16 protein-coding genes and 2 tRNA genes are annotated in these 18,693 nt (G+C 64.1%); 7 read left to right on the forward strand and 11 right to left on the reverse strand.

Annotation, left to right across the window (positions count from 1 at the left end; all coding sequences use genetic code 11):
* Nucleotides 1-50: 50 nt before the first annotated feature.
* Together CH249_RS12630 and CH249_RS12635 are read right to left on the reverse strand one after the other, a co-directional pair.
* Nucleotides 51-124, reverse strand: a tRNA-Ile gene (locus tag CH249_RS12630).
* A gap of 68 nt (nucleotides 125-192) precedes the next feature.
* The gene (locus CH249_RS12635; RefSeq protein ID WP_094682257.1) at nucleotides 193-2,328 is read right to left on the reverse strand and encodes a molybdopterin-dependent oxidoreductase; all 2,136 of its coding nucleotides are present in this window, start codon (nucleotides 2,326-2,328) and stop codon (nucleotides 193-195) included.
* An 85-nt stretch (nucleotides 2,329-2,413) separates the two neighbouring features.
* Here CH249_RS12635 and CH249_RS12640 point away from each other — a divergent pair, with 85 nt between their 5' ends.
* The 3 genes from CH249_RS12640 (at nucleotide 2,414) to CH249_RS12650 (ending at nucleotide 4,415) form a co-directional block, all read left to right on the forward strand.
* Nucleotides 2,414-3,217 (forward strand): serine hydrolase, encoded by an 804-nt coding sequence (locus CH249_RS12640; RefSeq protein ID WP_094647599.1) that lies wholly within the window; start codon nucleotides 2,414-2,416, stop codon nucleotides 3,215-3,217.
* A 144-nt stretch (nucleotides 3,218-3,361) separates the two neighbouring features.
* Entirely contained in the window at nucleotides 3,362-3,874 is a 513-nt protein-coding gene (locus tag CH249_RS12645; protein ID WP_032394465.1) for a DUF3145 domain-containing protein, read from the forward strand.
* 91 nt (nucleotides 3,875-3,965) lie between these two features.
* Nucleotides 3,966-4,415 carry a cold-shock protein gene (locus CH249_RS12650; RefSeq protein ID WP_094629932.1) on the forward strand — a complete coding sequence of 150 codons (450 nt, stop codon included), beginning with the start codon at nucleotides 3,966-3,968 and terminating at the stop codon, nucleotides 4,413-4,415.
* 195 nt (nucleotides 4,416-4,610) lie between these two features.
* Here the strand turns inward: CH249_RS12650 and CH249_RS12655 are convergent, their stop codons facing one another.
* The 6 genes from CH249_RS12655 to aceE all read right to left on the reverse strand — a co-directional run bounded on the left by CH249_RS12655 (nucleotide 4,611) and on the right by aceE (nucleotide 13,187).
* Nucleotides 4,611-6,044, reverse strand: coding sequence for an acyl-CoA carboxylase subunit beta (locus CH249_RS12655; protein WP_032394463.1), 1,434 nt, complete (start codon nucleotides 6,042-6,044; stop codon nucleotides 4,611-4,613).
* A 128-nt stretch (nucleotides 6,045-6,172) separates the two neighbouring features.
* A complete protein-coding gene (locus tag CH249_RS12660; RefSeq protein WP_032394462.1) occupies nucleotides 6,173-7,423 on the reverse strand; it encodes a KasA/KasB family beta-ketoacyl-ACP synthase in 1,251 nt (416 codons plus the stop codon).
* Nucleotides 7,424-7,431: 8 nt separating this feature from the next.
* Nucleotides 7,432-7,776: a meromycolate extension acyl carrier protein AcpM gene (gene acpM / locus CH249_RS12665; protein WP_045199610.1), complete on the reverse strand. Its 345-nt coding sequence runs from the start codon at nucleotides 7,774-7,776 to the stop codon at nucleotides 7,432-7,434.
* A gap of 87 nt (nucleotides 7,777-7,863) precedes the next feature.
* Nucleotides 7,864-8,772, reverse strand: a complete 909-nt coding sequence (locus tag CH249_RS12670) for an ACP S-malonyltransferase (RefSeq protein ID WP_032394461.1) — start codon at nucleotides 8,770-8,772, stop codon at nucleotides 7,864-7,866.
* A 128-nt stretch (nucleotides 8,773-8,900) separates the two neighbouring features.
* Complete coding sequence (locus CH249_RS12675; protein ID WP_230596653.1) at nucleotides 8,901-10,280, reverse strand: CdaR family transcriptional regulator; 1,380 nt, start codon at nucleotides 10,278-10,280, stop codon at nucleotides 8,901-8,903.
* An 87-nt stretch (nucleotides 10,281-10,367) separates the two neighbouring features.
* Nucleotides 10,368-13,187 (reverse strand): pyruvate dehydrogenase (acetyl-transferring), homodimeric type, encoded by a 2,820-nt coding sequence (aceE, locus tag CH249_RS12680; protein ID WP_094658024.1) that lies wholly within the window; start codon nucleotides 13,185-13,187, stop codon nucleotides 10,368-10,370.
* A gap of 255 nt (nucleotides 13,188-13,442) precedes the next feature.
* Between aceE and CH249_RS12685 the strand changes: the two genes are divergently transcribed.
* The 4 genes from CH249_RS12685 to CH249_RS12700 all read left to right on the forward strand — a co-directional run bounded on the left by CH249_RS12685 (nucleotide 13,443) and on the right by CH249_RS12700 (nucleotide 15,754).
* Nucleotides 13,443-13,865 carry a DUF3052 domain-containing protein gene (locus CH249_RS12685; RefSeq protein WP_032394460.1) on the forward strand — a complete coding sequence of 141 codons (423 nt, stop codon included), beginning with the start codon at nucleotides 13,443-13,445 and terminating at the stop codon, nucleotides 13,863-13,865.
* Nucleotides 13,866-13,896: 31 nt separating this feature from the next.
* Nucleotides 13,897-14,358: a peroxiredoxin gene (locus CH249_RS12690; protein ID WP_032394459.1), complete on the forward strand. Its 462-nt coding sequence runs from the start codon at nucleotides 13,897-13,899 to the stop codon at nucleotides 14,356-14,358.
* Between the two features lie 87 nt (nucleotides 14,359-14,445).
* Nucleotides 14,446-14,517, forward strand: a tRNA-Val gene (locus CH249_RS12695).
* A gap of 256 nt (nucleotides 14,518-14,773) precedes the next feature.
* Nucleotides 14,774-15,754 (forward strand): helix-turn-helix domain-containing protein, encoded by a 981-nt coding sequence (locus CH249_RS12700; RefSeq protein WP_256988305.1) that lies wholly within the window; start codon nucleotides 14,774-14,776, stop codon nucleotides 15,752-15,754.
* 62 nt (nucleotides 15,755-15,816) lie between these two features.
* Here the strand turns inward: CH249_RS12700 and CH249_RS12705 are convergent, their stop codons facing one another.
* From CH249_RS12705 to CH249_RS12715, 3 genes are all read right to left on the reverse strand, one after another.
* Entirely contained in the window at nucleotides 15,817-16,587 is a 771-nt protein-coding gene (locus CH249_RS12705) for an SDR family NAD(P)-dependent oxidoreductase (protein ID WP_094682259.1), read from the reverse strand.
* A 27-nt stretch (nucleotides 16,588-16,614) separates the two neighbouring features.
* On the reverse strand, nucleotides 16,615-17,046 hold the full coding sequence (locus CH249_RS12710; protein ID WP_094682260.1) for a nuclear transport factor 2 family protein: 432 nt from the start codon (nucleotides 17,044-17,046) through the stop codon (nucleotides 16,615-16,617).
* Nucleotides 17,047-17,262: 216 nt separating this feature from the next.
* Complete coding sequence (locus tag CH249_RS12715; protein WP_094682261.1) at nucleotides 17,263-18,654, reverse strand: LLM class flavin-dependent oxidoreductase; 1,392 nt, start codon at nucleotides 18,652-18,654, stop codon at nucleotides 17,263-17,265.
* Nucleotides 18,655-18,693 lie beyond the last annotated feature (39 nt).

Genomic DNA, 18,693 nt, shown 5'->3' on the forward strand with positions numbered 1-18,693 from the left:
AATCTGCTGTCCCATTGTCGGGTGAAGATCGCGAACACCGGACCTCGTCGTGGGGCGGGCGGGGCTCGAACCCGCGACCAATGGATTATGAGTCCACGGCTCTAACCGACTGAGCTACCGCCCCATGCCCGTACCAGGTACGAGCCTGCAGAATCGTACAGAATCGCGTCGCCTCGACGGTTCATCGGGGCGCTATTTCGCCCTCACCTGCACCGGGACCCCGTTCAGGATCGCATTGGCCGAGACGGCGTCGACCCGGCCCGGGTCGGTGATGTCGTTGACACTGGGGCCCGTCACCGTCGTGGCAACGGACAGCTCCACGCCGGGGCGCTGATGCCCGAAGCCGTGCGGCATGCTCACCACGCCCGGCATCATCTTGTCCGATGCCGCCACCTCGATGTCGACGGTTCCGGCGGCGGAGGTCACCGACACCATCGCCCCGTCCTCGATGCCGCGGTGTTCCAGGTCGTCCGGGTGGGCCAGAAGCTGATGTCGCGCTTTGCCTTTGGTGAGCCGGGCGGTGTTGTGCATCCAGGAGTTGTTGCTGCGCAGGTGTCGCCGACCGATCAGCAACAACTCGTCACCGGTCGCAACGGCGCTCGAGTGCATCAGGTCCACCAACGCGGGAAGTTCGGTAACAACGATGTCCTGAATCAGCTGTACCCGCTTGTCCCGCGTCTTCAGCTTCTGCGGGAAGCCGGGCCGCAGGGGTCCGAGATCGACACCGTGGGGGTTGGCTCGAAGCTTCTTCAGCGACAAGCCTTTTCGTTGGCTGCGGAGCAGGATGTCCAGGGTGCGCGCGGGGGACAGGCGCAGGCGCGCCTCGCTGATCACGCTCTTCGGAGTCAATCGCGACTTCACTCGACCGATCGTCGAACCGGCCATCGCGCTCTTGTAGCGGAGTGACAGGTCTCGGAATATCTCCCAATCATGCTTTGCGTCGGCCTTCTTGGGCAGGACCGCCGGCATGTACTTGGCAGTGTTGTGTACCGCGAAGGAATTGAAAATCAGATCGTAGTGGTCGCGTTCGAGAGACATCGTCGGCGGCAGAATCACGTGGGCGTGACGTGAGGTCTCGTTGATGTACAAGTCGAACGACACCATGAAATCGAGACCCGCGAACGCGTCGTTCAGGGTGGTACCGCCGGGCATCGACAGCACCGGGTTGCCGGACAGAACCGCCATCGCGCGGATCTGGTCCTTGCCCTCGGTGGTGATCTCGTCGACGAGCGTCGAGCAGGGGTATTCGCCTGCGAACTCGGGCAGGTCGCGAACGCGGCTGCGCCACTTGTCGAAATGTCCGCGGCCGACGATGCCCTGCTTGATCAAATCGATCGCAGGATCGGTCACCATGGCACCGCCGGGGCGGTCGAGATTGCCGGTGATGATGTTCAGTACCTGAATCGCCCACTGGCACACGGTGCCGAACTGCTGGGTCGAGACCCCCATTCGGCCGTATGCCACCGCGGACTTCGCCGACGCGAAATCACGTGCCAGGGCCGAGATGTCCTCCGCGGCGATCCCCACGACCGGAGCAACGGATTCGGGGGTGAATTCGGCGACGAGGTCGGCGATGCGATCGGCGCCGTCGATGTAGTCGGCCACGCGCACGGTGCCGTCGGCGACGATGACGTGGATCATCGCGAGCAGGAGCAATGCATCGGTGCCGGGACGCACGAAGAAGTGCGTGTCGGCGATGTCGGCGGTCTCGGTCTTGCGCGGATCGATTACGACCAGGCGTCCGCCGCGTTTACGCAGTGCCCGCGCTCTCTTGGCGAAATCGGGGACGGTCATCATGGAGCCGTTCGACGCCATCGGGTTGCCGCCGAGTACGAGAAAGAAGTCGGTGCGGTCGATGTCGGGGATGGGCAGCAGCAGTTGATGCCCGTACAGCAGGTGATCGACGAGCTGATGCGGGAGCTGATCCAGCGAGGTGGCGGAGTATCGATTACGCGTTCGCAGGAGCGAGGTGAAGGGAATGCCGTGGGTCATCGCACCCATCGAATGCACGTTGGGGTTGCCCTGATAGAGACCGACCGCATTGCGCCCGTACTTCTTGCGCGTCGAGATCAGGCCGTCGATCACGAGGTCGTATGCCTCGTCCCAGCCGATCTTCTCCCACTTCTCACCCACACGTTTGACCGGTGTGGTGAGTCGATCGGTATCGGCGTGCAGGTCGATCAGCGACAGAGCCTTCGGGCAGATGTGACCGCGCGAGAGCGGGTCCTTCTCGTCACCGCGGACGGACGTGACCGCATCGTTCTCCACCGTGAACTCGAGCCCACAGATCGCTTCGCACAGATTGCACGAGCCATACACAACCGACATCGCATTCCTCCCACTCATGTGCTGCGAGCGTAGCCCGGCGGGGGACCGGGGCACCGTCATCGACAGACAATTAGGCTCGTGAATCGTGACCACCCTCGATCTCACGTCCTCCTGGCCCGTCGACCACGTCAGTGCAGCAGTCGTCACCGACTCCGGAGTTCGTGAGGAGGTCGGCGACACCGATCGCGTCTACGAGCTGGCCTCGGTCACCAAACTGCTCAGTGCGTACGCCGTCCTCGTCGCCGTCGAGGAAGGTGCGGTGGAGCTCGATCAAACCGCAGGGCCGGAAGGGTCGACGGTGCGTCACCTGCTGGCACACGCGTCGGGCCTGGCGTTCGGCGACCGCACGGTCCAGGCACCGGCCGGCACCAAGCGGATCTATTCGAGCTCCGGGTTCGAGGTACTGGCCGAACTGATCGAGACCGAAGCAGGCATCGCCTTCCCGGACTACCTCGACGAGGCCGTGTGCCGGCCACTGCAGATGACGAACACCGCGCTACCGGGATCGGCAGGCCACGGTGCCAGCTCCACCCTGGCGGACCTGAAGAAGTTCGCGGCGGAGTTGTTGGAACCCACGCTCCTCGCGTCGCAGACCCTCTCGTCGGCGACGGCCGTGCAGTTCCCCGGCCTCAACGGCATCGTGCCCGGGTACGGATCGCACAGGCCGTGCGACTGGGGACTCGGGTTCGAGCTGCGGGGTGAGAAGAGCCCGCACTGGACCGGAAGCGGCAACTCGTCGGCCACGTTCGGTCACTTCGGTCAGGCCGGAACGTTCCTGTGGGTGGACCCGTCCGTGCGGACGGCATGCGTGGTGTTGACCGACCGGGCCTTCGGAGACTGGGCGAAACCGCTGTGGCCGGAACTCTCCGATGCCGTTCTTGCAGGGTGAATGCCGATCGTTCACAGATTGCACTGGCGCAACAGGGGTAACTCGGGGCACACTAGTACACATACGTGTTGATTGACTGCAGCCAGCCGAAGCATGTCGAGGTCGTTGGGGAAGACGTCCCTCGTCGAAGCTGGAGGTAGTGCAATGCGTGGATCGAATCAGTTCGCAGAAGCGACGTCGGGTGTCGTGTACATCCACTCGTCGCCCGCTGCGTTGTGCCCGCATGTCGAATGGGCGTTGTCCGACGCCCTCGATTGCCGTGCGAATTTGAAGTGGTCTGCGCAGCCGGCCTCCGACGGGCAGCTGCGCGCCACCACCGACTGGGTAGGCCCGGTCGGCACCGGAGCGACCCTCGCCGGCATCCTGCGCTCGTGGCAGATGCTGCGCTTCGAGGTGACCGAAGACCCCAGCGAAGGCGTCGACGGCGAACGATTCTCGCACGTACCCGGTCTGGGGCTGTGGCGTGGATCGACGAGCGCGAACGGTGACGTGGTCCTCGGCGAGATGCGTTTGCGCGCCCTCATGGAGAACAACCAGGGCAACCTCACCGCGGCCGTGGAGCACGCTCTCGGGTCGGACTGGGACGCCGCCCTCGAGCCGTACCGCACCGGGGGAGCCGGAGCCGAAGTGACGTGGTTGAGCCGCAACGTGGGCTAGTGGTGAGAGTTGCTGGGGGTTCGGTGTCGCGGTAGTTTCGCGGGCGTGCCTGGGGTAGGCATGTGGGAACGACCGTGGAGTGGTGAGTTCGATGTTGTCGACCGGAAAAGTGATTCGATTCGACGAATTCAAGGGGTACGGATTCGTAGCGCCGGACGAGGGCGGCGAGGACGTGTTCATTCACGTCAACGATCTGGATTTCGACAAGAGGCTGTTGGCACCGGGTGTTCGCGTCGAGTACGTCGCCGTCGACGGTGACCGAGGGCTCAAGGCCACCCAGGTACAGATAATCGACGGTCCGGCATCGACCGCGCTGGTGACCCGACACAAGCCCGACGTGCCGTACCACCACACCGTGCCGGTGACCGACCATCAGAACCTCGAAGACGTCATCTGCGACGTCCTGTCCGAGGCGGACTTCACTGCCGAGGTGACCGAGGCACTGCTGACGTCCAACGGAACCGTGACGGCAGCGCAGATTCTCGACATCCGATCAGCGATGCTGCGAGTGGCTCACGATCACAAGTGGATCGAGAACTGACCGACGCGTAGCCCCTTCATCCCGCCCTGCAGCCCGCTCGGTTCCGGATGAATGTGGCTTCGTTGCACTCGGAGCGCTACTGATCCACACCGTGAATGGACCATTACATACGTCTGGGCGCTGCAAGGGTCCATTCACGCGGCCGGGGGAGGACGGGGCGGGGGCTGAGTCAGGGCCGCAAGCGAGGGCGGTTGATCAGAGCGGAATGTTCTTGTGGTTGCCGCGTGCCGCGGGCGCGGCCGCGAGAGCCTTGGCGACGGTGCTGCGGGTCTTGCTCGGTTCGATGACCTCGTCGACGACACCGATGGCCACAGCACGCTCGACGCCACCGGCGATGCTTTCGTGCTCGACTGTAAGCCGATCGTGCAGTGCTTCGCGCTCCTCCTCGGGAGCGGCCGCGAGAGCCTTCTTGTGCAGGATGCCGACGGCTGCCTTCGCGCCCATCACGGCGACCTCGGAGCCGGGCCAGGCGTAGACCGCAGTGGCACCGAGCGCGCGAGCGTTCATTGCGATGTACGCACCGCCGTAGATCTTGCGGGTCACGAGGGTGACGCGGGGGACCGTGGCTTCGGCGAAGGCGTGCAACAGCTTTGCGCCACGACGCACGACACCTTCCCATTCCATGCTGACGCCGGGGAGGTATCCGGGTACGTCGACCACCACGACGAGCGGGATGCCGAACGAATCGCACAACCGAACGAAACGTGCTGCCTTCTCGGCGCTTTCGGAGTTCAGGCAACCACCGAGTCGGATGGGGTTGTTGGCGATGACACCGACGGTGCGGCCACTGATACGACCGAGGCCGATCACGATGCTGCGAGCCCAGCCGCCCTGGAATTCCTCGAACGTCGATTCGCCTTCGACGTTGTCGAGCAACTCGTGCACGATCGGGTGGACGTCGTATGCGCGACGGTTCGATTCGGGCATCAGAGCCCGGAGGTCGGTGTCACCGTGTTCGGCAGCGGCGATATCGAAGTCGCCCTGCTCGCAGAACATGGACACCAGACGGCGGGCGCGGGTGAACGCGTCCATCTCGCTGTCGGCGACGATGTGGCACACGCCGGACTTCTTGTGGTGGGTGTCGGGGCCGCCGAGCGAGGCCATGTCGACCTGCTCGCCGGTGACGCTGCGGACGACGTCGGGACCGGTGACGAAGACACGTCCCTCGGGAGCCATGATGACGACGTCGGTCAACGCAGGACCGTAGGCGGCGCCGCCGGCTGCGAAGCCGAGGACGACGGAAACTTGGGGGACGAGGCCGGACGCTCGGACCATGGCCTCGAAGACGAGTCCGACGGCGTGGAGAGCTTCGACGCCCTCGGCGAGGCGAGCGCCTCCGGAGTGCCAGACGCCGACGATCGGAGCGCGCTGCTCGATGGCCGTGTCGATGGCGGCGACGATGTGCTTGCAGCCGTCGACGCCCATGGCACCGCCCATGACGGTGGCGTCGGAGCAGTACGCGATGGTGTGGACGCCGTCGATCTCGCCGGACGCTGCGAGGATGCCGGATTTGTCCCGATCGTGCAGCGGGACAGTGGTTCCGGCGTCGAACAGATTCTCGAGGCGGGCGAGTGGATCGCGGGGATCGGTCGAGGTACCGGATCGTGTGACAGGGGCCAGAATAGTCATCGCTTGTCCTTCTTCAGGGCCCCTGAGGGGGCGAGGCCCGAACCGGAACCGTTCCCTGAGAACGGCCCCGGTCCGGATCATGCACTGCGAGAGCGAGATCGGCTGAGTCGAAGAAACGACTCAGTGAATCACGCCTTTCCGAAGGCGAGCGCGACGTTGTGCCCACCGAATCCGAACGAGTTGTTGATCGCGTAATCGATCTGTCCGACGCGGGGCTCGCCCTTGACGACGTCGAGATCGATCTCGGGATCCTGGTTCTCCAAATTCAGTGTGGGAGGGATGATTCCCTCACGCACTGCCAGCACCGTCAGTACCGACTCGAGAGCGCCGACGGCACCGATCGAGTGGCCCAGAGCGGATTTCGGTGCGTACACCGCTGCGTGATTTCCGACTGCCTTGTTGATCGCCAGCGCCTCGGCGGTGTCTCCGATGGGAGTTGCCGTTGCGTGGGCGTTCACGTGGGTGATGTCGGACTTCTGCAGGCCTGCGGTCTCGATGGCGCGCTGCATCGCACGCGCGGCACCCTTGCCCTCCGGATCGGGAGCCACCAGGTGGAACCCGTCGGAGGTGATTCCGGCACCGAGCAGGCGGGCATGAATCGTTGCGCCGCGAGCCTTGGCGTGCTCTTCGGTCTCGATGACCATGAGCGCACCCGCTTCACCGAAGACGAAGCCGTCACGGTCCTTGTCGAACGGACGTGACGCACCCTTCGGGTTGTCGTTGTTGGTGCTCATCGCCCGCATCATGGAGAAGCTGGCGATCGGAACTGCGTCGATGTAGCCCTCGACGCCGCCGGTGACGACCATGTCCGCATCGCCCATCACGATCATCCGCCACGCGTGTGCGATGGCTTCCGATCCCGAGGAGCAGGCGGAGACGGGAGTGATGACACCGGCCTGTGCTTTGAGCTCGAGTCCGACGACCGCTGCGGGGCCGTTCGGCATGACCATCTGAACGGCGAGCGGAGACACCTTGCGGTAGCCGCCTGCCTTCATCTTGTCGTTGGCGTCGATCAGCGAATCTCCGCCACCGAGGCCGGTACCGATCGACACACCGAGGCGAAGGGGATCGACGTCGGGGGTTCCGGCGTTCTTCCAGACCTCGCGGCCGAGGACCGTCGACAGTTGCTCGACATAGCTCAGGCGACGAATCTCGACCCGCGAGAGCAGGCTCTGCGGGTTCACCGCGAGGTGTCCGCCGATCCGCACAGGCAGGTCGTACTCGGCGACGAAATCGTCTTCGAGCTTCGCGATTCCGCTGTCGCCGTTCAGCAGACCCTTCCACGTGGCATCGACGTCACCCGCAAGTGACGTGGTCGCAGCGAGGCTGGTGACGACGACACTGGGGAAGCGTCCGTTGGCGGTGGATGGGTTGGTCATGGGCCCTGTCACTCGCTCGCGGAGTCGTCGAGCTTGGCCTTGATAGCTTCTGCGGCTTCGGGGTTCTCCGCTTCGAGCTTCTGGATGTAGTTGACGGCGTCACCGACGGTGCGCAGACCTGCGAGGTCCTCGTCGGGGATCTTCACGCCGTACTTGTCCTCGGTCTGCACTGCGATCTCGACCATGGAGAGCGAGTCGATGTCGAGGTCGTCCACGAAGGACTTCTCGATGGTCACCTCGGACGGTTCGATGCCCGTGACCTCCTCGATGATCTCTGCAAGTCCGGCGATGAGGTCTTCCTGGCTGGCCACTGTTGTGGCTCCCTTCTCTTCTGTGTAGAACGCCGAAGTCATGTGCTTCGAGACGCGATTGTGCATTTCTGCCACTCGGGGAGTGGAAGTGCGATCCGCAGTGCGTGACGGCGGAGTGTGTGGGGCGAGCTAACCGAGCTCGGCCATTGCGGAGATGTCCGCCGGTGTCTTCAGGCCGAGGTTGGCAACGCCACGCAGTTCGCGTTTGGCGATGCCGACCAGTGCGCCTGCCGGGGGCAGTTCCACAAGTCCGGTGACCTGCGCGGTACGCAGGTAGGCAGTGCACAGATCCCATCGCACGGGGCGAGTGACCTGAGCAGCAAGCTTGTTCAGTGCGTCGGCACCCGAGGCGACCGGCTGACCGTCCGAGTTGGACAGCAGCGTCCGCGTCGGCTCCGACGGAGTGATCGCGGCAGCGGCTGCGGCAACGGTGTCGCCGGCAGACGCCATGTATCTGGTGTGGAACGCGCCTGCGACCGGCAGTGCGCGAACCCGAGCCTTCTCGGGCGCGCTCTCGGCCAGCTCGGCAAGTTTGGTGAGCAGGCCGGCCGCGACGATCTGGCCTGCAGCGTTGACGTTGGCCGGCGCGAGGTCGAGTTCTTCGAGGCGGGCCAGGACGGCAGCTTCGTCTCCGCCGAGCACGGCGGACATGCCGGTCGGTTCGAGTGCACACGCCTTGGCCATTGCTGCGCCACGGACGGCGGCGAGTGACACGGCGTCGTCGGAGGAGATGACGCCGGCGATGGCAGCGGCGGCGAGTTCGCCCACGGAGTGTCCGGCGACGACGGCGTCCTCGGGGAACAGGCCCCGCGATGCGATCTCCTCGAAGGCGAGCAGGGCCGACGCCACGACCAGGGGCTGGGTCACCGCGGTGTCGGTGATCTCCTCGGCGGTTGCTGTGGTGCCGAGGCGGACGAGGTCGAGACCGGAGGCCTTCGACCACAGTGCGAGTCGGTCTGCCGCACCTGGCAATTCGAGCCAAGGCAACAGCATGCCGGGAGTCTGAGAGCCCTGACCGGGCGCAAGCAACGCAATCACAGGGTTAAGAGAACACTGTCGGGTGCCGAATGAGTGATGTCGCGCTCGATGAACTCTCGACAGGCAATTTGTGGGAACCCTACAAATCGCCTCGTGGGGACTCGCTATCGCCGGAGGGTGGTGGAGCGTTACGTAACCACTTCTCCGAATGTGACCTGTGTGACATATGGGGCTGGATGTGCCGGTTCGTGATGCGTTCGAGCCAACCTACCTACCGTTGCCGCGACCCTGAGCACGTACGCGTCGCGCGGGTGAGTGGGGTCGCGACCGGTGACCTCTGCGATGCGCTTGAGCCGATACCGAACGGTATTTGGATGAACAAACAGCTGCCGTGCGCAGGTTTCGACGGCTCCGCCACAGTCGAGATACGCATCGAGGGTGTCGGCAAGTCCAGAACCCGCCGCCGCCAATGGAACGACCACGTGATCGTTCAACGCCGATATCGCCGCACTGTCGTTGAGCAGTGCGCGTTCGGGCAACAACTCGCCTGCGTGCACCGGACGCGGTGCACCACGCCAGCCGGCGACGGCCTGCATGCCGGCGAAGGCTTCCACCGCGCTCGAGTGCGCCGCGCCCAGGGTGCGAGTGGTCGGGCCGATGACCACGGGCCCGTCGGAGAAGTTCTGCAACATGTCCTCGATGAACGCGTGGTGGGCCGGCGTGTCCTCGATCTGGCCGCTGACCACCATCACCAGCCGAGTGCCTTGCACCACGGCGAGTGCCGCGCGGCCGTGCTTCTGCGCCACGGCGTGCACTGTTCCGACCACCGACACGCCCCGATCGTCCGGGGGAGTACCGACCAACACCGTCGCGGGGGCCGTGGCGTCCCAGTTCAGCGTTGCGGCACGCGAGAGCATGTCCGAGCCGGTGTCCCCACGCACGACGGCATCGACGACGAGAGCTTCGAGGCGGGTGTCCCAGGCACCGCGAGATTCGGCCGCACTGGCGTAGACCGACGCGGCCGCGAAGCCGAGCTCGCGGCCGTACCGTAGGACGGCCTCGGTCAGGGCCACCAGCTGCTGATCGTTGCGAGCCAGCGCCGGAAGCCACTGCTCGAAGAACTCCATCGCCACTCGGACCATGTCGACGGTCTGGCGCAGAGTGAGGCGGCGGGCCAGGTCTTGGGGGATGACCTGGAATGCGTCGAGGCTGAAGCGGATATCGCTGTTGGGGTTCTTGAGCCATTCGAGAAAGTTGTCGACGGCTGTCTGAATCAACAACTGCACGCTTGCGCGTTGGGCCGCGTCGAGATCGCCGAAGAACGGCAACTGGCCCTGCATCGTGGTGACGGCTTCTGTCGAGAGTCGGCCGGAGAACTGTTTGACCCGCCGCAGCAGGGCATCGGGCAGGGGATCGCGCTTCTGGCGTGAGGGAGCCAGTGAGGCGACCGGAAGATGCACTTCGTTGTCCGAGGTCAACGACTCACGCAACGCCTCACGATAGGCGTCGCGTCGGGACACTTCGCGTGTGGACGCACTGTCCGGGGAACCGGGCTTCGCATCGGACATAAGGAGAACCTACGCCCGACCCCCGCCCACCTCGCGCTGGACGTGCCGCGCGAGGTGGAACGTGGGTCGGGTGATCAGGGGTCGAACCTACGCCGAACCGGTATCGGCGTACGACGTGGGAGCGGCGGTGACGTCGTCGATCTTGTACTTCTCCGCGGCCTCGACGGCCTTGGAGCGGTCGACCTCACCGGATGCCGCCAGAGCCGACAACGTGGCGACGACGATCGACTCGGCGTCGACGTTGAACACTCGACGCGCGGCCGGACGGGTATCGGAGAATCCGAATCCGTCGGTACCGAGAGTGACGTAATCGCCCGGAACCCACTGACGGATCTGGTCCGGAACCGCACGCATCCAATCCGAGGACGCGATGACCGGGCCGTTGGTGTCGGCCAGGGCCGAGGTGACGAACGGAACGCGCTTGTCGGCACCGGGGTTGCGCAGGGACTCCTGCTCGGCCTCGACACCGTCGCGGCGCAGTTCGCCCCACGAGGTCACCGACCAGACGGCCGAACGAACGCCCCACTCCTCGAACAGCAATTCGCGGGCCTTACGGGCCGACACGATGCCGACGCCGGACGCCAGCAGCTGCGCCTCGGGTCCGTCGCCCTCCTGCGGCTCGGCGAACCGGTAGATGCCCTTGAGCAGACCCTCGACGTCGAGGTTCTCCGGCTCGGCCGGCTGTACGTACGGCTCGTTGTAGAGGGTGATGTAGTAGAAGATGTTCTCGCCGCCGAAGCCCTCGACACCTTCGGTTCCGCCGTACATCCGTCGCAGACCGTCCTTGACGATGTGCGCGATCTCGTACGAGAACGCCGGGTCGTAGGCCACGGCCGCCGGGTTGGTCGAGGCCAACAGCAGTGAATGACCGTCGGCGTGCTGCAGACCCTCACCGGTGAGCGTGGTGCGACCTGCGGTGGCACCGAGCACGAATCCGCGAGCCATCTGGTCTGCTGCCGCCCAGAGACCGTCGCCGGTGCGCTGGAAGCCGAACATCGAGTAGAAGATGTACAGCGGGATCATGACCTCGCCGTGCGTGGCGTACGAGGTACCGACCGCGGTGAACGACGACGTCGAACCGGCCTCGTTGATGCCCTCGTGCAGGATCTGGCCGACCGAGCTCTCCTTGTAGGCGAGCATCAGCTCCGAGTCCACCGAGGTGTATAGCTGGCCGTTGCGGTTGTAGATCTTCAGCGACGGGAACCACGAGTCCATACCGAACGTGCGGGCCTCGTCGGGGATGATCGGCACGATTCGGTGGCCGATCTCCTTGTCTCGCAACAACTCCTTCATGACGCGCACGAGCGCCATGGTGGTGGCGACTTCCTGCTTGCCGGAGCCCTTGCGGAGCGTCTTGTACGTGTCGTCGCCGGGCTGCGGGAGCGGCTTGACGTCGACCCGCCGCTCGGGGACGAATCCGCCGAGCTTGTTGCGGCGATCGAGCATGTACTGGATCTCGGGAGCATCCGGGCCGGGGTGGTAGTACGGCGGCATGTACGGATCCTTCTCGAGCTCTTCGTCCGAGATCGGGATGTGCTGGAGATCGCGGAACGTCTTGAGATCGTCGAGCGTGAGCTTTTTCATCTGGTGCGTGGCATTGCGGCCCTCGAAGTGCTTGCCGAGGGTGTAGCCCTTGATGGTGTGCGCCAGGATGACCGTAGGCTGGCCCTTGTGCGACATCGCCGCCGCGTAGGCAGCGTGCACCTTGCGGTAGTCGTGGCCACCGCGCTTGAGGTTCCAGATCTCGTCGTCGGACAGATCCTTGACCAGTTCCTTGGTGCGCGGATCGCGACCGAAGAAGTGATCGCGGACGTACCCGCCGTCGTTGGCCTTGTACGTCTGGAAGTCACCATCGGGAGTGGTGTTCATCAGGTTCACGAGCGCGCCGTCGCGGTCTGCGTGCAGCAGTGAATCCCACTCGCGGCCCCAGACGACCTTGATGACGTTCCAGCCCGCGCCGCGGAAGAACGACTCCAGCTCCTGAATGATCTTGCCGTTGCCGCGGACCGGGCCGTCGAGGCGCTGCAGGTTGCAGTTGACGACGAACGTCAGGTTGTCCAGACCCTCGGTGGCGGCCACGTGCGCGAGTCCACGCGACTCCGGCTCGTCCATCTCGCCGTCGCCCAGGAATGCCCAGACGTGCTGATCGGAGGTGTCCTTGACGCCGCGGTCGTTGAGGTAGTGGTTGAAGCGGGCCTGGTAGATGGCGTTCATCGGCCCGAGACCCATCGACACCGTCGGGAACTCCCAGAAGTCCTGCATCAGGCGGGGGTGCGGGTACGACGGCAGTCCGCCGCCCTCGTTCACGTGACTGGCCTCCTGACGGAAGCCGTCCATGCGCTCGGCCGGGATGCGGCCCTCGAGGAAGGCGCGGGCGTAGATGCCGGGGGAGGCGTGACCCTGGATGAAGATGTGGTCGCCGCCGCCCGGGTGGTCCTTGCCGCGGAAGAAGTGGTTGAAGCCGACCTCGTACAGCGCAGCCGACGAGGCGTACGTGGAGATGTGGCCACCGACGCCGACGCCGGGGCGCTGCGCGCGGTGCACCATGATGGCTGCGTTCCAGCGGATCCAGGCGCGGTAGCGGCGTTCCATCGACTCGTCGCCGGGGAACCACGGCTCGTTCTCGGTGGGAATGGTGTTGACGTAATCCGTCGACGTCAGCGACGGCAGCGCGACGCGGCGCTCACCGGCGCGCTCGAGCAACCTGAGCATCAGGTAGCGAGCGCGGTTGGGGCCGGACCTCTCCAACAAGCCGTCGAACGACTCGATCCATTCGTTGGTCTCGTCGTTGTCGATATCGGGCAGGTACGACGCGACACCCTCGCGGATGACGCGGACCCGGCCGTCAGAGCCCTTCTTGCCTGCAGACGATGTGTTCTGCCGTTCGCCGCTGTTCACTTCGGACAACGTGTGCACTCCTCAATGTGGCGGACGCTCGGTGTGGCGTCCGGTCCGGTAGCGCGCCCCTGTGACGGCGCTCTACTTTCCTCGTTCTCGTGATTCCTCCCAATCCTGCTACATCTTCTCGGTTCTGGTAGTACAGAGGTCCGATACCCACCAGTAGAAATTTATGTACGCAATTTCGGCGCGGTCAGCTTGCGCGAACGGCTCCGACCCTGTTCGCTTTGTCTACTGCACCCACAATTCAAGGAGGTCACCACCGTGGTCGCCGCGGCGGACGCTCAGAACTACGCTCAGAAACTTGGCATCACTCGCGACATGGTCGTACAGGAGCTGGGCTGGGACGAGGACACCGACGATGATCTGCGCGCCGACGTAGAAGATGCGATCGGTGGCGAGACCCTCGACGAGGATTCCGACGAGGTGATCGATGTCGTACTGCTGTGGTGGCGCGACGGAGACGGTGACCTGGTCGACGCACTCATGGATGCCATCGGGCCACTCTCGGACGATGGAATCGTGTGGGTCCTCAGCCCCAAGACCGGCCTGTCCGGTCACGTCGAACCCAGCGAGATCGCCGAGTCCGCCCCGACCGCAGGATTGACGCAGACCTCTGCGGCAAACCTCGGTGACTGGATCGGAAGTCGTCTGGTTCAGCCCAAGACCCCTGCCACCAAGCGGTAGGTCGATGCTCGATACAGGAAGACGGTTCTAGATGCCGATCGAGGTTGGCGCGGTTGCGCCCGACTTCACTCTGAAGGATCAGAACAACCAACTGGTCACGTTGTCGTCGTACAGGAACGTGAAAAACGTTCTGCTCGTGTTCTATCCACTGGCCTTCACCGGCACGTGCCAGGGCGAGCTGTGCAAAGTGCGCGACGAGTTACCGACCTTCGAGAACGACGAGACTGCGATCTTGGCAATCTCGGTGGGTCCGCCTCCGACCCACAAGATCTGGGCTGCAGAGCAGGGTTACACCTTTCCGCTGCTGTCGGACTTCTGGCCGCACGGCGAGGTTGCTCAGGCGTACGGCGTGTTCAACGACAGCGCCGGCTTCGCCAATCGTGGAACGTTCGTGGTCGACAAATCCGGAATCATCCGGTTCGCCGAAATGAACGGACCCGGTGAGGCTCGCGACAGTTCATCGTGGGCCGAGGCTCTCGCACAAGTGAGCTGACCTGCGGAATTGTAGTTAGAGATCAGACACGATAAATTTCTCCAAGCGTTCCGGTGGCCCGGGGTTGTACCCAGGCCACCGGTACTCGGGCGTATAGCTCAGCGGTAGAGCTCTGGTTTTACACACCAGCGGTCGGGGGTTCGAACCCCTCTGCGCCCACCCTCGATTCAACTGCCACAGGTGTCTCGGTGCCCTGATTCGGCCGGCCGGTCGTCATCGGTAACGGTGAATTTCGTTCATGTTCGGCATGCGCTCTTCTGGCTTGCCCGTCCACTCTCGCTATGGTTCACAGCCCGTTCGTCATCGCCGTGAGGTGACGGTTACGCGTCGACGCATCACGTGCAACGGTCCGGAAACGACTGCGCAGCATCATCGGTGGGACCAGCGCGAACTTCGATACCGGCGGGGCTTGACCATGGAGCATTGGACGACCGAAGATCTGCCGGTGCCGGATCAATTCGGCTACTGGCGCGACGCGATCTGCGACGCGTTCACACCGTTGTTTCCCCGCCGCCCCGCCGCACACGCCACGGCGTCGTCACCGGGCGGGATGACCGGATGGGTTCGCGCTGCACCGGTGGGTTCCATCCGGCTCGCGGAAATCGCGTCGGAGCCCCAGCTCCATCTTCACGGCCGATCGGAGGTAGCAAGAACCACGGAGGACGTGACGTTCGTGAACTTGGTCCTCGAAGGCACCTGCGTCGGGCGGCAAGCAGGCCGGACGTGTGTCGTGAACGCGGGCGACTTCGCGTTGTTCGATGCGACTCGACCGTTCGGACTCGATTACCGGAGCACATGGCGAGTGCTGTCGATGAAGGTCCCCAACGGCATGTTGACGCCACTGATCACGGATTCGGACGGGAGAACCGCAGTATCGTTCTCGCCGACCAATGCGTCCGCGCATGTTGCCAGTGCCGCGATGAGTGCAGTGTGGCAACGGGCCGATCGAATGGAGCGCGCGGATGTCCTCGCCACCAATTCGGCCTTGCTCACACTGATCGCATCAGCGGCCGGATCGAGCGAGAACGAACGGACCTGCGACAGCCGAAGCCTTCGGGCCGAGATGAGAGCCGCGATCAACGCCTATGTGGCAGAACAGATTCGATGTGGGTCGGTGCCTGCCGAGCAAACTGCGCGGCGTTTTTCCATCTCGGTACGCAAGCTCCACCAGCTGTACGAGGAGACCGAACTCTCGTACGCCCGAACCGTCATGAAGTCGCGAGTCGAGGCGTGCGCAGCAGATCTCGACTCGGCGACCCGGCCGACGTCGATGTCCACCCTTGCAGCTCGGTGGGGCTTCGCAGACCTGTCGCATCTCAATCGCGTCTTCAGAACGCAGAAAGGTTGCCTGCCTTCGGAATACCTCGGTCGAAGGATCACGTCTGCGTCGTCCTGACGTCGGCGGACGTGCTCACCGCCCGGTACAGCATGCCCTGCAGGGCGGTGAGTGTCCGTCGGCTACATCCCGGTCATGCCGCCATCCGCAGTGAAGATGCTGCCGGTGACATACGACGCCTTGTTCGAGGCCAGGAAGAGCACGACATGTGCGATCTCCTCGGGCTCGGCGTACCGCTTGATCGCGGTGCTGTCGGCGAACTGAGACTTCGCTGCCTCGGGGTTGCCGGCCGACATGCCGTTTTCGATTCCTCGCATCATCCGAGTGTTCACCGGACCGGGACACACTGCGTTCACTCGGACACCGCTGTCTGCAGCTTCCAACGCGGCCACGCGCGTCAGGCCGATGACAGCGTGCTTCGAGGCGGTGTAGACGCCGAGGGCGGGAAAGCCGATCAACCCTGCCATCGAGGACGTATTGACGATGGCACCCGACTTCTGTGTGATCATCGTCGACAGGACGTGTTTGATGCCGAAGAACGATCCCTTCACGTTCACGTCGAGGATCGTGTCCACGGTCTCGGCGTCGGTATCGACCAAGGCTCCGGTCTTACCTTCCACGCCCGCATTGTTGAAGAAGACGTCGATCCTGCCGAACCGCGTCATGGCACTGGCGACGTATCCTTCGACCTCTTTTTCGCTCCTGACATCGGCTGCCACGAGTAGCAATCGGTTCTCGGGGAGGCCCAGATCGGCGGCGATCTTCTCCAGCGCCGACAGTGACAGATCCACCAACACCAGCGTCGCGCCCTGTTCGGCGAACGCCTTTGTCGCAGCATGGCCGATGCCGCCGGCTGCACCGGTGATCAGAACGACCTTGTCTTCGAAATCCATGATTGTCCCTCTTCGTTTCGCGAGTGGTCAGACGTTTTCTGTGACGGCGGTGAAGTCAGCGATCTTGGTGTGCGCGGTGACGTCTCTGCGCGAGTACTTCCACCCGCTGTCCGTCTTTTCCAGTGCGTCGTTGTACTCGCAGATCGTCCCTTCGGTGCGTCCGTCTTTCGCCGAGAAGAAGAGGAGATAGCACTTCTGAGTGGCTTCGTTGCCGTTCACCGTGATGATCTCGTTGGTCGTGAGGTGGTGCATTCGTCCGAATGCCTCGGTGACGATCGGCATGAAACCGAGCAATTCCTCCGTGCCAGTGGGGGTCTGGCCCGGAAGGAGGGCGTTGAACACGTCCGTGGCGGTGAAACAGTCTGCCCAGGCAGGACCGTCGGTTTCGTCCACCGCAAAGTTGTACCGAGCGTTCAGTTCTTGGATGGCGTGCACGTCTTCTACCGATGAAACGGTCATGGCGCTCCTGTCGAAATGGCTGAGCCGCCGATGCGCGGCGGCACTGAGACTCGGAGGGCGACAGTGACCTCGCGAGGTACCCCCACGAGCGAGAGTCGTTCTCGTCCGAGTGGGGCGACAGAATTCATCCAAGCGCGAGATCGGCGAACAGCATCGAACGAGCGTGCAGATGTTCTGGTACGGATGCGCACACATCCCGACGCGTCCGGTCGTGGGTCACGCCTGCGCGCGACGACTCCTGACTCCCCGTACGATCTGCTGCGCCCGATGCTCCTCGGGCAGTCGATCACCGTTACCGAAGAGCTTGTGACGCAACGTGCCCGGCGTGTATTCGGTGCGATAGACACCCCGCCGCTGCAATTCGGGGACGACGAATCGAACGACGTCCTCGAACGTTCCCGGGGTGATGGCGTACGCGAGATTGAAGCCGTCGACGTCGGTCTCGTCCACCCACTCCTGCAGTTGATCCGCGACTTCGCCGGGGGAGCCGACGATGCGCGGACCGGCACCACCGATGCCGCCCCACTCGGCGATATCGCGCACCGTCCACTCCTTGCCATCGGCACCGATGGACTGGAACGACGCGACGAACGACTGAATCGCATTGCTCTCGACATTGCCGAGCGGCTCGTCGAGCGCGTACCGCGACAGGTCGACGCCCATCCAGCCCGACATGAACACCAACGCACCTTCGGCACTGGCATACGACCGATACTCGTCGTGCTTGGCATGGGCGAGTTCGGATGTCTCATCGGTGACGATGGTGAGCAACTGATAGATGCGCGCCGAGTACGGATCGCGGCCGGCATCTCGCAATGCTCGACGAACATTCGAAACCGTCTGCGCCAGAATCTCCTTGGTGGGTGCACCGACGAAGATCGCTTCGGCGTTCTGCGCCGCGAACCGTACGCCACGCGGCGACGCGCCGGCCTGGAAGATCACCGGCGTCCGCTGCGGCGACGGCTCGGCCAGATGAATGCCCGGCACCGTGAAGTGCTTGCCGCGGTGTTCGATTCGATGCACCTTGGTGGGATCGGTGAATACACCGGTCTCACGATCGCGGACCACCGCGTCGTCGTCCCACGACGCCTCCCACAGCTTGTAGAGCACCTCGAGATATTCGTCGGCGTGGTCGTAACGATCGTCGTGCTTCAGCTGATCGTCGTGTCCCATGTTCTGCGCCGCCGACGGTAGATAGCCGGTCACCACGTTCCATCCGATCCGGCCGTTGGTGAGGTGATCGAGCGTGGAGAGCCGTCGCGCGAACGGATACGGATGCTCGAATCCGGTACCCGCAGTGATCCCGAAGCCCAGATGCTCGGTGACCGCGGCCTGCGCACTGACGAGCAAGAGGGGGTCCGACACCGGAATCTGCGCGCCGTGCCGAATGGCGGCGTCGTGATTACCGCCGTACACGTCGTACGTGCCGAGGACGTCGGCGACGAACAGACCGTCGAACAGGCCGCGCTCCAACAGCTTCGCCAGATCGGTCCAGTAGCCGAGTTCCTTGTATCGCCACGATTGATCCAGCGGATGACGCCAGAGACCGGGGGACTGATGCGCGACGCAGTTCATGTCGAAGGCATTGAAACGGATCTCGCGTGACACGGGGGAACTCCTTCGGCGGGACGATCTGTCTTCGATATC

It is taken from the genome of Rhodococcus sp. 05-2255-3B1 (genome assembly GCF_002258545.1).
Classification (GTDB): domain Bacteria; phylum Actinomycetota; class Actinomycetes; order Mycobacteriales; family Mycobacteriaceae; genus Rhodococcoides.